Here is a 14,234-nt window from a genome sequence, read left to right as displayed (position 1 = left end):
TTTCGCTGGATCCACCGAAGGGGCGCTCAGATGCGAGCCTCACCCCTCTCGCAGCCGGGTGGCCGTCCTCGTTAGGAGCGACCCTTCCCATTCCGCCCACCCATCACGTGCACCGAACTCCCAGGAATTCCCGATGACCCGGACCACGGAAGGAGACTCCATGGCCTCGTCCGCCACCTCCTGGCGCCCGGCGGCACCTTCTGGGTCGTCACCGAGATCGCCGGCCGCCGTACGCCCACCGACCCAGCCCTCCAAGGGCTCGGGATCACCTCTGCGGACGCGGAGTTGCACACGACGGGCTGGTCCGTCGTGCGAACGGCCGACCTCGACGTCCTTCGCAGCTACGCCCTGCGCCCCTGACCACCCCTGCTGCTGGAGCACCCCATGCCGGAACCCGCAGCACGCCATCACGAAAGGCACCTGTTGAAGACCTCACACGCCATCCTCGTCGCCTCCGCTGTGGGGGCCGCCGGGCTCTGGCTCGCCGAACGCCAGCATCGGCAGCGGCTCGTACTCCACGCCGCGGAGATGCATCAGGGGCTGCTCGCCGACGTTGCCGCGAACCCCGAGCACCGGGCGATCTGGGCGACCAACGGCCTGTCCGACGAAGAGAACGTCCGCCTGGTGCACTGCAACCGGCTGGTCAGCTTCCTGTCCGCGAAGCACCGCGTGGGCCTGCTCGACAAGGCGACGCTGCGGGTGCAGGCCCGTGCCCTGATGGAGCGCGCCCCCTACCGGGCGTACTGGGCGCGATTCGGCACCTTCCGCGAGGAGGAGGCGATGGACCGCATCGACCACGCGTTCAATTCGATCCTCGACGACGAGTACACCGCAGCGGCCGACGACACAGAGCCCGTCGCCGCCTAGGACTGGGGTCTCCTCCCGGTCATGAGGACCGCTGCGCCCGTGCGCAGGGGACCCGTGACCACGCCCTCGGTGGAGGAGGCGGCGCCGAGACCCCGCGCCCCGGCCGCGCTCCGTGGGAAAGCCAGCGGCCGGCCCAATCCCACCCACAACACCCGTGGCCTACTCGATCAGGAATGAAGGGACTCCATGGACGCCAGCACCGTCGACGTCGCCGTCTGGAACATCGAGGCCGACGGCGGCCGAAACGGCGAACGCCGCGACTTAGCACTCGACATCCTCGCCGAGTACAACCCCGACGTCGTACTCCAGCAAGAGGCGAAATACAGCCGCGAACGCGGTGGGCGACTCATGCATGCCACGGAGAAGCGGCTGAAGCTACGCGGGTTCCTCGCCGCACCCAACCCGTACGTCGACGCCGACATCGCGACCGCCGTGTACCTGCGGGCCGAGATGTTCCACATCGCCGAGCAGAAGCCACACGCTAAGCCGTGGTGGCTGCACCCCTGCCGGGTGCAGGCGCAACTCGGCGACTGCCCCGTGCCGCTCAACTTCGCGTCGTTCCATATGTGTTACTACGACGCCGACCAGAGACTCACGGAAGCCGGATGGCTGACCACACTGGCCGAGACCGGCATGGCCACCATTGCGGCCGGAGACACGAACAGCTATCCACGGCGGGCTGAGCCCGTCGCACTGCCGAACTGGGAAATGGTCACCGACCGCGCGCACATGGTGCAGCGCACCTACCTGGGCGCAGACGGCACCCGCCGCAGCGACACCCGGCCCGACGGCGTTCTCATCGACGCCGGGTACGTGGATCTCGCCCATCACGCTGCCGACCACCTCAGCGGCCTCGGGAACGGCGCACTCGCGGCTACGGCTGGATTCAGCAAGCCGGACCAGGGCGGGCCGCAGCGCGTCGATCGCGGATACGCCGTCGGCGGCGTGGCCTCCGCCCTTGAGCACGTCGACGTCGTCGACACCAAGGACACCCGCGAGGCTTCCGACCACGCGCTGCTGCTCTACCGCTTCCACCGCACCCGCCTGGAACGTGTGCTCACCCAAGGCCGGTACGCGCTGTGCGCGGGCTGATGAGACGACCCGTCTGGAAACAGGCGGGTGCACCCCCGGCGACCGGACCTGAAAGAAGGCTCGGCACCAGGCGGAGCATGTCGGGAGAGCAGGATGAACATGCAGTTCCAGCGCCCTTACAGGGGCATCAGCACCGCCCATCGCCCCGGAGCGGATGCTGCCGCCAGACAGGCGGCGGTCCCGTGATCAGTCACAGCCGTGCCTCAAGAGAGGCATCAGCCGTAGGTCCACTGCTGGCCCGTGCCGCGGTACTCCTCGACGGGAATCGGTTGCATACCTGGGCACATGCGCTCGCGGTACAGCACTCCGCCAAGGTGGTCGACCTCGTGGTTGACGAGGCGGGCAGAGCCCTGGGAGAAGCGGGACAGCCGTGTGGCGCCGTCGAGGTCGCTGTGGGCGACGACGATACTCAGGGGCCGAGGCACGAGACCGCGTACGTCGAAGAACGACAGGCAGCCTTCGTACTGTTCGTCCTCTTCTTCGGAGGACTCGGCGACGGTGGCGTTCAGCAGCACGATCGGCTCCGCTTCGGCCTCGGGTGGGAAGACCACGGCGGCGGATCGGTCAATGCCGATCTGCGGGGCGGCGATGCCCATGCCTTTGCCGAAGGTGTGCAGTTGGCGAACACGGTCAACAGCGGCCAGCAGTTCACGGATGACTTGCTGGGCCTCCTCGGCTTCAGCCGGCAGTTCGAAGGGGCGTGCGGGTCGGACGAGGATGGGGTCACCGTCCTGGAGGATGCCGGCGTTCGTCATCGCCTGGCTGGCAGAGAGGGTGTTCACTGGGTCGTTCTCTTTCGCGTCGTCAGCGTTCTTCAGGCGCCATTCAAGGCGGAAGCGGGCGTGCAAGGGCGGATCGACCGTCGCCCAGGAGAACACGGACTGGTCGCCTCTTTCGGTTCGCTGGGGCGGCGTGCGCAGTGGAGCGAAGTCCGCGCTCATGGAGGTCTCGGTGCCCCACACGGACGGTTCACCGTCGCGGGGGAAGGCGAGTTCGACGGCGAGGCGGCGGGTGGGGAGCCGGACGGCCCTTTGGAACCAGGGGCCCCACTTCTCGGCGCCGACGGAGTACGAATAGGTGATCTCCGCTTCCTGGCCCGGGTAGAGGGGGAAGCGGCTGGTGGGGCTCTGGAACTGGAGCCACACCTCCTTGAACGCGTCGCGGTCGTGCTTGACGGTCCAGCCCATTGGTTCGCTCCCGCAGTATGCCGTCAGGCCCAGTTCATCCCACGTGAGCGGGTTGCGCCGGTACAGGGCATTGGAGCGCTCGGGCTCGGAGGGATAGCGGTCTACCGCGATGCGTACGAGGTAGCGGGTGACGGGTTCGATGCCGTTGTTACGCAGACGCCGGCGCATGCTCAGGTGGTAGACGCTGCCGTCGAAGCTCAGGGCCGCCTCGTCCTCCAGGACCAACAGTCCAGAGCCCGACGGGGGTTCGGACTGCTCGGCCGCCTGCGGCAAAGCGTCGGTGCGCTGCCATGCCTGCCACAGGGCACCGCCTGCGTCGAGTTCGGCGTCCGCCCGGCGCGCGAGCTGGGAGCTGCCGTGCTCGCGGCCGGCCTCCATGTGGCTGACGTACGAGGGGTCGATGTTGAGGCGTCCCGCGAGGGCCGCCTTCGACAAACCCCGCACGCTGCGCCAGTGCGTGAGTTCGGCAGCGAAGGTGCCCCGCTCCTCCCTCTCCAAGGTGGCTTTCCTCTCCGCGAGTTGCTGACGATCGTGAGTGAGCGCTCCTCATGGTCGCCTCATCCTGCCCGGTTGAAGCCCAATGGTGCTAGGCAGCGGTCCCGGCGAGGCTCCCGGACGGCGTGTTCATCGTCCTCCGACCGTTGCCGCAGCGACCTCACCCGAGGTTCACGTTTCGTGTCACCGCGAAGGGTGCCGGTGATGGTGATCACCCGCTTGGTTCTGCCAGCCAACAGGACGCGCCGTTCCGCCGAGGGACAGAGGCCCACATGAGCCCGAACAGTACCTACTGGATGAACTACGCCATTAGCGTCACAGAAAGGGCTCCATACCAAGGTCGGCGAGTCGGCGTCGCCCTCGTTTCCGAACACAATGAGTTGATCTGCTCCGCCTTCGAGGGCGAAGCACCCGGCGGATCCTGGTATCGCACTCTGCGGAGCAAGATTCAGGAACTCGGAACGCCCAGTGTTCATAGCGCATATCTGACGATCAACACCCTGTCAGCAGACGGCTCGTTCGAGCTCGGCGAACTCTTGAAGGAAGTGCGCATTGACAGGGTCTACATCGGTCTGCCAGACCCTGCGCTGACGACGTACCTCGACGACGATCCTGTCACTGCACGAGGCCATGTCCACCGCTTCTCCGACGGTTTGCAGCGTCAGATTCTCAAGCAGAACCACGACTTCTACGCATCGAGCGAGCAAAGTATCGACTGCAACCCCCACTACTCCACACACCGCATCAGTGAAGCCGTCGCCACCCGGCTGACGTCGAGGGGGTTCGCCCTCACCAGGAGTGATGTCAACGCGAACAGGGGAAGGTTTGCGCTCGCTTCTCTCATTCGCCAGAGGTATGGGATCGAGCCTGAAGAGGCTGATCGCGCCGTAGGAGCCGCACTGTCCGAAGCGTTCGATGCGAAGTACGGCGCCTATGACCACGCGTACGACGCTCGCGCCGCCAACGCGAGGTGGATGGACGACTTCATGTCGGTTTACAGGCAGTCGTCCACACATTCGCTGCCTAGCGTCAACATCCTCAACGTCGGTGTCGGGGCCGGCCACGAAGCGGTCGCCCTGTTTCCTGATTGCCCGCAAATAACATTTATTGACATCGCGGAAAGCGGGCTTGCGAACATAAGCCGACGTATTCCCGCATCCAGAACGGTCGTCTCCAGCGCCGAAGACCTGTCCGAGCTACCGGAAAGCAGTTTCGATCTTTACGTCTCCTTGAGGACGTACAACTCCTCGTTCTTCGACACGTCCGCGGCAGCCTCAGAAGCCCGCAGGGTATTGAAGCCCGGCGCGTTGATTGTCGTCTCCGTAGCCAACGGATTCTTATATACTCAGCGGGGCTGCGTCGTGCCAGGATTGATCATCCCCGGTACTGAGTTCGTCGACCTCTACCGCGGAATGGACACGGCCAATCGGATTGGCGCGGAGTTCGAAAGTGCCGGGTTCAAAGACATTCGAATGCGCCCGACAAGCACCGAGATTTATCTGTCAGCTGTCGCCGCCTGACGCTTCCCCCAGTCGGCCACGTCCAGCGACGGCCGGGAGCGACCGGACTGTCCAGAGCGACCAACGAGAAGGAAGGACTTCTGCAATGAACGGGCAAACGACCGTTGCCGATCGGATCCTGCAGTTCAACCAGGAACTTGCGGAGACGACGCTTGAACTGCCTCCCGGGTTCGCGGTCCTCAACCCGTTCAGCGGCCCCCAGAAGGGGCGCGTCCACGAGGTGACGACCGCGTTCTACCGCAAGTACTACGACGACGACAGGCCGCGCCGCCTGGTGCTGGGGAGCTCGCCCGCCCGACGGGGCACGGCCGTGACCGGGGTCCCGTTCGAAGACGCCAAGCTCCTCGAAAGCGAAACGGGCGTCGATGTCGACGGCTATGCGGTGAGCCGGCCCTCCGCCGGATTCCTGCACGACATCATCAGGCGCTACGGGGGCCGGACAAGGTTCTACGCCGACTTCGTCATGAGCTTTGTGTGCCCTCTCGGACTGGTGAGAACGAACCCCCAGGGAAGGGAGGTCAACTGCAATTTCTACGAAAACAAGAAGTTGCTGGAGCTTCTGCATGCTTTCCTCGTGGACGCTCTGGAGCGTCAGGTCACATTTGGAACCGACACCTCGGTGTGCTACTGCATCGGCAGCGGCGAGAACTTCAAGTTCCTCTCGAAGGTGAACGAGGGTCAGCGCTTCTTCAAAAAGATCGTGCCCCTGGAGCACCCGCGCTTCATCACGCAATACAGCGGGGCGAGAACAGAAGAATTTGCCGAGAAGTACCTCAGTGCTTTCCGCGGAGAAGGCGACTAGCTGTGCCGCCCTCCTCAGCGCCTCTCTCGGCTGATTCCCCGCAGGCTGACGGCTCCCAACGCGACGGATCGAAAAGAAGGAGAACAGCACAGTGGTGACAGAAGGCAGGGTCCTGGTCCACTTCGGTTCGGAACGCGTCAGCGTCCACCGCCTCCAGAGCGGCGAGCTGCAGCTGCTCGCGAGGGAGCGGCTTCCATTCGGAGCCGGCCTCACTGGCGTGGCGCTCGCGGACAGCGTCGGCGAGTTCTGCGCCGGGCTCAAGGAGTTCACCGAGGTCGTTGACAACAAGAGCACTCGGGTGCACGCCACCGGGGTCTTCCAGCAGCTCCCGCAGCCGGAAGCGGCCACGCTGGTCAACAGCTTCTACGTCGACACGGGCCTCTACTTCAACATCGTGAGGCCCGAGTTGGAACGGTTCTACCTGGACACGGGCATGTCCGCCTGCGGCTTGAGCGACATGGTGGAAGGCATGATCCGGCGGGAGTTTCGGACGGCAGTCGTCTGCGGCAGCTTCCAGCAGTCCCTGGGGCACATCGAGGCAACCATCACCCAGCTGTGCGAAACCGGCACCCAGGTGCTCAGCCCCCGCAGCACCAGGATCAAGCCGGAGACCGAGGGCACCGACTTCATCCTCTTCGACTACCAGGACTTGCTGAAGAACGAACGCGACACGTGGCGGCACAAGTACGTGCACATGGACGCCTTCAGGCAGGCCGACGCTGTCGTCGTGTGCAACCCGGGCGGTCGCGTCGGAAGCGGCACCGTGTTCGAGCTCGGCTTCATGTCCGCGCTCGGTAAGAGGGTCATCTTCACGGAGGAGCCCCTGGGCGTGTCTGTCTCCTTCCCCTGCGAGGTGGGCCTGGGCGCCTGAGCAACCCGCGGAGGACTGCCGCACCTCACCCCGTTCCCGCGTCTTCGCCTGGATCGTGTCTCGGTGAACGGCGCAGTCCCCGCACGCAGGCCGCCTGCTCGTTCTCGCTGCCCACCCCGATCCCGCTTCTCGGCTACGAAGATTCGGAAAGGACGCCCGCCGGTGGAACACATCGACATAGCGCGCGACAGACTGCGAGAGATCGTGGCGTCTGTCCTTGAGGTGGAAAAGGAAGCCATCGCGCCTGGTGCCCAGTTCTATGAGGAACTCGGCATGAGCTCCCTGGAGAAGGTCGAGGTCGTGGTCGCGGTCGAGCGCGAGTTCGGAGCCCTGTCCACGCAGGAAGCGGCAGCCTTCACCAGCCTGGACGCCGCGGCGGCCGTGCTCGGCGAGCGGGCGAGGACCCTCCGGGATGTCGACCTGATCGACCGCTTGGTGGCGGGCCATGTCTGCGCTGGCCGAGGTGACCGGGCCAGCTACCTCGACCCCCAGGTCGGGGAGATCACCTACGCGGGCCTCCTGGAGGCAGCACGCGGTTACGCGGGCGCCCTCCGGGCAGCGGGCATGCCCGAGGGCGCCCGCGGCCTCCTGGTCGCCGACGACTCCGTGGCAACCGTCGTCGCTGTCCTCGGCCTGTGGTGGCACGGCTGCGTCCCCGTGGTGATCAGCCCGGTGCTCACGGACGACGAGGTCGGCTACATCGCCGAGGACTGCGCCGCCGCGATGGTGCACCTGGACGCAGCCCCCAAGCGGCAACGCCCCCTGGAGGAGTTACTCGCCACGACGCCCCGGTTCACCGGCGCCGATGTCCGGGCCGCTCTGGCGACGGCCGAGCCCGGCCCCGCACGGCGCCCGGAAGAGGCTGGGCCGCCGACCGGGTGGAGTGCGGGGCGTGAGGCGCTGGTGCAGTACACCTCCGGAAGCACCGGCATGCCCAAGGGGGTGCGGCACTCGGCGGGAGCGATCGCGGCCATGGACGACGGCATCGGCTCGGTCCTGGCACTGACTCCTGAGGACACCGTGCTGTCCAGCGCCCGGATGTCCTTCGGCTACGGCTTCGGTGCTTCCGTCCTGTGCCCACTGGCGGCCGGCTCCCGCGTCGCGCTCATCAGCGGCACGGTCGACGTCCACTCGCTCGCCGCCGCGATGCAGCGTCACCAGCCCACCGTGCTGTTCTCCGTCCCACGGCTGTACGCCGCGCTGCTGAACGCCTCCGAGACGACGGCGCTCGCCGCCGGCTCCGTGCGGCTGTGCGTGGCGGCGGGCGAGAATCTGCCGGGTCCGCTCAGCGAGCGGATCGGCACCGCCTTCCAGGCCGAGGTGCTCAACGGTCTCGGCGCCACCGAGGTGCTCCACATCGTCGTCGGCACGCCGCCGCGGAATGAGCGTCCGGGCACCTTCGGGGTGGCGGTGCCCGGGATAACCGCGACCGTCCGCGCTGCGGACGGCGCGCCCGTCGCCGACGGGGAGGAGGGCCGGCTGCACATCGCCGGCCCGACAGTCGCCCTCGGCTACATCGGCCGGCCGGAGGCCGCCGCGGTCACCTTCGCCGACGGCGGCGCGTACACCGGCGACGTGGTGCGCCGGGCGCCGGACGGTACGTTCACCCATCTGTGCCGCGTCGATGACCTGCTCAACCTGGGCGGCTACAAGGTCGCGCCGGGTGAGATCGAGAGCGTCATCCGCGGCGCTGATGGGGTCCAGGACTGCGCGGTGGTCGGCGGCTGCGATGCTGACGGCCTGGAGCAGGCCGTGGCGTTTCTGGTGGCCCGGCCGGGATCCGACACGGCCGTGGTGCGGCGCGCGGTGCACGCCGCGATCCGCAGCGGTCTCGCCGCCTACAAGCGGCCGGCCCGTCTGGAGTTCCGTGACGAGCTCCCGACCACGTCGACCGGCAAGCTGGCCGCCTTCGAGCTCCGGAAGGCGGCACAATCGTGACCTGGGACATCACGGGCATGGCCGCCGTCGCCAACATCGGCGCCAGCCCCCAGGAGATCTTCGCCGCGTTGTGCGCGGGCCAGGAGAGCCGCAAGCCCCTGAAGGCGTTCGACCGGGACAAGTACAGGGCGGCGTACGCCTACGAGATCGACGACCGGCCCGAGGGCGGTGGCGACATCCCGCGGCGCGCCACCCGCTGGCTCACCACCGTCGTCCGCCAGGCAGTCGCCGACGCGGGCCTGGGCGAGGACCTGTCCCAGGTACCCGTGCTGGTCGGAACGACCATGCGCGAGCAGCGCAGCCTCGAACTGTGGTGGCGTGACGACGCGGACGTCGCCCTGGAAGACCTGCACTTCGGCACCGCCCTGAACGCGGCCTTCGGGGCGGCCACCACGTACACCTTCGCCAACGCCTGCTCCGCCACGCTGTACGCGCTCGGCATGGCCACCGACATGATCGACCTCGGCCTGGCTGACACCGTCGTCGTCGTCGGCACCGACGCCGCCACCGAGAGCGGCTTCGGCACGCTCGACCGGGTGCAGAACGACATCCCCGACGCGCTGCGCCCCTTCGACGCCACGCACAAGGGCATGCTGATGGGAGAGGGCGCGGCGGCCGTCGTCGTCCAGCGCGCCGGCACCGGCAGCATGCCCGCGCACGCCCGGGTGCGCGGTGTGTCCATGAACTGCGACGCCCACCACGCCGCCGCGCCCGACCCCGACGGCATCACCCGCGCGGTGCTCGACGCCTACCGCAGAGCAGGGGTGCGGGCGCAGGACATCGACCTGGTGATGCTGCACGGCAGCGGCACCCCCCGCAACGACGCGACGGAGTCGGGCGTCCTGCGCCGCATCTTCGACGGCGCCGGACCCGGTCCGCGGATGACCGCCATCAAGGCGATGACCGGCCACACCCTGGGCGGCTCGGGACTGCTCAGCCTCCTGATGGCCGTGCTCGCCATGAAGAAAGGGACGGTACCCCCGGTCCTGGGACTCACCGACCCGATCCCCGAGGCCATGGGGCTGGACCTGGTGCAGGGCTCCCCCGTCTCCGGCGACCTGGCCATCGCGCAGATCGACGCCTTCGGCTTCGGAGGCATCAACGCCGTCGCGATCGTGGAGGCAGCGGCCCGATGAGCACGACGAGCACCGCGCACATGAGGAACCCGAACGTCCGGGAGGTCGTCGTCACGGCCATCGGACTGGCGCTCCCCGGTGTCGCGACGTACGGCGACCTCCTCGGACCCCTGCCCGGCGAGGGCGGCTTCGACCCGGCCACCGGACTCAGCGGACGCGACCTGCGCCACAAGGACCGCGCGTCCCGGCTCGCCCTGCGGGCCGCCGAGTTCGCCCTCCACGACGCGAGCCTGACCGACGCCACGTTCACCGGCGCGGCCGATGCGACCGCCGTCGTGGTCAGCACCAACCTGGGCAACGCGGACAGCGTCTGCGAAGCCGCAGACACCATCGCCAGAGAAGGCGTCAGGGGCCTCAGCCCGCAGGGCCTGCCTCAGACCTCAAGCAACGTCATCGCTGGCTGGGTGGCCATCCGCTACGGGCTGCGCGGCCCCAACCTCACCGTCTGCAACGGCACCACGAGCGGTCTGGATGCCCTGGCCTGGGCCCGGAATCTCATCGTGGCCGGGCGCGCCGAAGCGGCCGTCGTCGTCGGCGTCGAACCAGCGAACGACGTGACGGCGAAGCTGCTCGGCGAGCAGTCCACCGACGCGGCGGTCGCCGTCGTCCTCGAACCGGCGGACGCAGCCGCTCGCCGTGGCGCACGCCCGCGCGCCACGATCACCGGGTACGCGCGGGCCAGGGACCTCGCCGTGGCGCTGGCCTCCGCCGGTGTGACGGAGGAGAGATCCGTCGGACTGTGGCTCGGGGACGAGGCGGATGCCGGGGCGGCCCAGCTGCTCGCAGCCACGCGCCGGATCGACCTGGAAGCCCAGCTCGGCCCGCTGTCCGGGGCACTGGGCGTCCTGCAGTGCGCCGCCGCGGCTGCCCACTTCGAGGGCGGCGCCACCGGGAACGTGCTCGCCACGTCCGGAGGCCCTCACCACGACGCGGCAGCCACCCTGCTGCTGACCCCTTGACCGACCACTCGTCCATCCACGTAGGAGCCAGGAGAACACCAATGACCACTGCGTCCGTGAACATTGAGGAGCTCCGCCTGCTGATAGCCGGCGTACTGGAGATCGAACCCGAGGAGGTCACCGGAGAGGCGCACTTCTCCGACGAGCTCGACATCGACTCGCTGCTGATGCTTGAGATCTCTACCCGCGTGGAGACTGCGTTCGGCGTCCCGGAGAACACCGTGGTCATCAGCGGTGCCAGCACCCTCGCCGAGCTGCACGCCTTCGTCGTCTCGAAGCTCGTCGTCGAGACGTCGGCCCGGCCGGTCATCCGCCCGAGGCCGCTGAGCGACCCAGCTGTACGCCTGTTCCTGTTCCACCACGCCGGCGGCTCACACCTGCTCTACCGGGGCTGGGCGGAGCACTTCCCCCAGGACTGGGAACTCTGCCTCCTGGAGGCCCCCGGCCGAGGCCACCTGCAGGCACTGCCGCTGATCGACGACTGCGACCGGCTGGTCGCTTACTTCCACACCGAGATCGCGCCCCTGCTCGACCGGCCCTTCGGATTCTTCGGCCACAGCATGGGCTCACTCATCGCCTACCAGCTCACCCGCCGACTTCACCACGAGGGGGACCCGCTGCCGGACTGGCTGGGTGTGTCCGCCTACGGCGCCCCGCAGGTCGAGGCCGGCGCCGACGGCCGCCCTCATCTGATGTCCGACGAGGAACTGCGGGGTTGGCTGCGGGACGTAGGCGGCAACCAGCCGCAGCTCCTCGACGACGACGCCGTCTGGCGCAAGTTCGCCCCGGTGTTCCGTAACGACTTCAAACTTCTGGACACCTGGGCTCCTCCACGCGACCCCGAGCCGCTGCCCGTTCCACTCTCGGTATTCGGGGGCCGCCGCGACAGGCTGATCGGCGAGGACCGTCTGCTCTCCTGGCAGGCGTTCACCACGCACTTCCGCGGACTCGAGAGGTACGAGGGCGACCACTTCTATGTGATGAACCACCGGCGGCCGCTCGCTGCCGTCATAACGGCCGCGATGCGTTCCGCCGCTACTTGAGCCTGCCTTCACCGCCAAGCCACCGCTATATGACCAATTCCAAGGGGCGCCTGCGGAGGGTGTGGACGGGGCCCTCAGGCGTCGGGGTCGACTTCGGGGTGCGTGAACCGCACGGGCCTGCCCAGTGACCGGGCGTAGGCGATTTCGGCTCGGGTGCTGTCTCCGATGTAGTCGCCGACTACGAGCACCTCATCAGCGAGCAAGATCTTCGACCGGTGCAGTTCGTCGAGTCGAACCTTCAGCGCCTCAGCCTCGACAGGATCGGACCAAAGCTCGTGTGGCGACTTCAGGTCGCAACCCGGCTTGACGACAATCCTCCCAGCCTTGGTCTCCCGCACATCGGCCTCGGCCATCTCGGCCATGAAACGAGTGGAGCCGCAGATCACGACGATATCCGGGAAACTCAGCTGCTTCTTCGCCTCGGCGAGCTTCTCCTCAGGGGTGATCAGCTGCGGGGATGACACTGGTTCCTCCTGGTGGTGCGGCCCGAGGGATGCCTGCGGAGACGAGAACGAAGGCGACCAAGATCACCTTCCGGTGAACGACGTGGACACCCGCGACCGCACTTTATGCGACGAGCATCCCTACCTGGTGCCGCGGCGCCCACCGGTCGACCCTACGCCCCTCCTGTGCGATGCCGAACTGGTCACCTTCGCCACGAAAAGCCGGTTTCGGTTACCACGTTCACCGCCTCGATCAGCCGGTTCACGCAGCAGGGCGCCGCGGTGTCGGCTTGGTCGGCCGGCCCCTGCCGGCAACTGGTGGCGGTGCCGGGTCGGGCTCAGGTACTGCCACAACCCGAACGAGGGAGGCGCAATCAGATGACCGCATTGACGGAGCGTTGTCCGTCGGCGATCTTGCGGCCCCGCTGCACCCGGCGCGGCCCGCCTCGGCTCGCTGAGCACCTGACGGCCACGGTCCCGCCTCCTGATCGACCGACCACCTGCAGCCCGCTCACCATCTGACCGCTATCGCTGTGCGCTTCGACGAGGAGACCATGTCCACCGCATCTCACCAGCCCGCCCCCAAGCCTGTCGCCGGGCCTTCCACACCCGGCCGAACCGCGGAGAGGGAGCAGATCATGGCGGTCGCCGACACGCTGGTGCTGGCGTACGGGCTGCACCCGGCAGATATAGCGCGAATTCCGGAGGGCACCGCGACGGACAATTACGCGATCGTGGATCAAACGGGCCGTCGGCACTTCGCCAAGGTCTACCGCACTCGAGAACACTTGGAGCTGGAGCGGGCGTCGGTCGAACTGTCCGAGTACGCCGCCGACGGAGGTGTCGCGACCGCGCGGGCAACCCGCACGCTCGAGCACGAACTCATCGCGACCCACAGCCGCGTGCCGATGTCCCTGTGGTCGTACGTACCACACACCGAGACCGCCGAGGGCACCCTGACTGGTGCACGGTGGGCAGCGGCCGGCACAGCGATGGGCCGTCTCCACAGCCGACTCGCCACTCACCCCGCCGCCGCACCCACCCTGGAACCTGGTGCCGCGGTGTGCGACGTGGCCGCCGCACGTGACCGCTTCAAGAGACTGATTCTCGCGTACCAGCACAGGCCCAGGCTTGGGGAGTTCGAGACATGGGCACTGCAGGCGACGCGTGAGCGACAAGCCGTCTTGGGGGACGTCGAGCGCATCCTCGCTTCACTTCCACAGCTGACGGTCCAGGTCATGCACGGCGACCTGGCCGGTCCCAACGTCCTGTTGAAGAACGACGATGTCGCCGCGATCGTGGACTTCGGACCACCCACACCTGGGTACCTCGCCTGGGAAATCGTGCGTCTTGGCTGTGACCCCAAGAGCGTCCTGTCCAACGGTGTGGAGAGCTGGCTCAAGGGATACACCGATCTCGCCCTCGCCTATCGAGACGCCAACCCCAAGGCGCCCGCGGACGACCTCTTGTCCTCGCTTCGCGTCGGCTGTGCAGCCATGCTCTGCTCGACCTTTCCGTTGTCGGCACCAGTGGAACGACCGCACATCGTCGACGCCGCACTCGAGTCCTACGCGCGGGCACGGCACGGGGCAGCTCTGATGCTGCTGGACCGGCTACCTGTCTTGGCAGAGGCCCTGCGTGACACTCTTCGCTGACTTCATGACCCCTATGGCCGACGCAGCTCTGAACGTGCGCACACCGGATCTCCGTGCCAGGCAAGCAGGTAGGCGATCTGTAGACCCGCCGCCGTGGTGTCCAGGCGTCGGCGCCGATCCCGACATTGAACCGATCTTGTCCCGTGTTGCCACGACGACCCGGCCGGGATGCGTACCACACGGCCCACCCTCGGCGTTTCGGCCAACGCCCGATCCTCGCACTCCT

The 14,234-nt window shown here is 67.6% G+C and carries 12 protein-coding genes; 10 read left to right on the top strand and 2 right to left on the bottom strand.

Features of this window, described 5'->3' with window-relative positions; translation table 11 throughout:
- Positions 1-384 precede the first annotated feature (384 nt).
- Entirely contained in the window at positions 385-867 is a 483-nt protein-coding gene (locus PBV52_RS46045; RefSeq protein ID WP_274247590.1) for a DUF6082 family protein, read from the top strand.
- Between the two features lie 186 nt (positions 868-1,053).
- A complete protein-coding gene (locus PBV52_RS46040; protein WP_274247588.1) occupies positions 1,054-1,959 on the top strand; it encodes an endonuclease/exonuclease/phosphatase family protein in 906 nt (301 codons plus the stop codon).
- A 215-nt stretch (positions 1,960-2,174) separates the two neighbouring features.
- On the opposite strand, the gene PBV52_RS46035 is transcribed toward PBV52_RS46040, so the two are convergent.
- Entirely contained in the window at positions 2,175-3,644 is a 1,470-nt protein-coding gene (locus PBV52_RS46035) for a peptide deformylase (RefSeq protein WP_274247587.1), read from the bottom strand.
- Positions 3,645-3,913: 269 nt separating this feature from the next.
- On the opposite strand from PBV52_RS46035, the gene PBV52_RS46030 reads away from it, so the two are divergent.
- The 7 genes from PBV52_RS46030 (at position 3,914) to PBV52_RS46000 (ending at position 11,910) form a co-directional block, all read left to right on the top strand.
- Positions 3,914-5,161 (top strand): class I SAM-dependent methyltransferase, encoded by a 1,248-nt coding sequence (locus tag PBV52_RS46030; RefSeq protein ID WP_274247585.1) that lies wholly within the window; start codon positions 3,914-3,916, stop codon positions 5,159-5,161.
- Positions 5,162-5,246: 85 nt separating this feature from the next.
- Positions 5,247-5,963 carry a uracil-DNA glycosylase family protein gene (locus PBV52_RS46025; RefSeq protein WP_274247583.1) on the top strand — a complete coding sequence of 239 codons (717 nt, stop codon included), beginning with the start codon at positions 5,247-5,249 and terminating at the stop codon, positions 5,961-5,963.
- Positions 5,964-6,057: 94 nt separating this feature from the next.
- A complete protein-coding gene (locus PBV52_RS46020) occupies positions 6,058-6,834 on the top strand; it encodes a nucleoside 2-deoxyribosyltransferase (RefSeq protein ID WP_274247582.1) in 777 nt (258 codons plus the stop codon).
- 162 nt (positions 6,835-6,996) lie between these two features.
- A complete protein-coding gene (locus PBV52_RS46015) occupies positions 6,997-8,772 on the top strand; it encodes an AMP-binding protein (RefSeq protein ID WP_274247580.1) in 1,776 nt (591 codons plus the stop codon).
- Positions 8,769-9,908, top strand: coding sequence for a beta-ketoacyl synthase N-terminal-like domain-containing protein (locus tag PBV52_RS46010; protein ID WP_274247578.1), 1,140 nt, complete (start codon positions 8,769-8,771; stop codon positions 9,906-9,908). The genes PBV52_RS46015 and PBV52_RS46010 overlap by 4 nt, the downstream gene beginning before the upstream one ends.
- Complete coding sequence (locus tag PBV52_RS46005) at positions 9,905-10,867, top strand: beta-ketoacyl synthase N-terminal-like domain-containing protein (protein ID WP_274247576.1); 963 nt, start codon at positions 9,905-9,907, stop codon at positions 10,865-10,867. Before PBV52_RS46010 ends, PBV52_RS46005 begins: the two co-directional genes overlap by 4 nt.
- 41 nt (positions 10,868-10,908) lie before the next feature.
- Complete coding sequence (locus PBV52_RS46000) at positions 10,909-11,910, top strand: thioesterase domain-containing protein (RefSeq protein WP_274247574.1); 1,002 nt, start codon at positions 10,909-10,911, stop codon at positions 11,908-11,910.
- 74 nt (positions 11,911-11,984) lie between these two features.
- Here the strand turns inward: PBV52_RS46000 and PBV52_RS45995 are convergent, their stop codons facing one another.
- Complete coding sequence (locus PBV52_RS45995; protein ID WP_274247572.1) at positions 11,985-12,374, bottom strand: hypothetical protein; 390 nt, start codon at positions 12,372-12,374, stop codon at positions 11,985-11,987.
- Positions 12,375-12,907: 533 nt separating this feature from the next.
- Here PBV52_RS45995 and PBV52_RS45990 point away from each other — a divergent pair.
- Positions 12,908-14,008 carry a phosphotransferase enzyme family protein gene (locus PBV52_RS45990; protein ID WP_274247570.1) on the top strand — a complete coding sequence of 367 codons (1,101 nt, stop codon included), beginning with the start codon at positions 12,908-12,910 and terminating at the stop codon, positions 14,006-14,008.
- The last annotated feature ends 226 nt before the right edge of the window (positions 14,009-14,234 follow it).

Source organism: Streptomyces sp. T12, from assembly GCF_028736035.1.
GTDB lineage: Bacteria > Actinomycetota > Actinomycetes > Streptomycetales > Streptomycetaceae > Streptomyces.
Note: the sequence above shows the minus strand (reverse complement) of the source record. Positions and strands in the feature narration are given on the sequence as shown.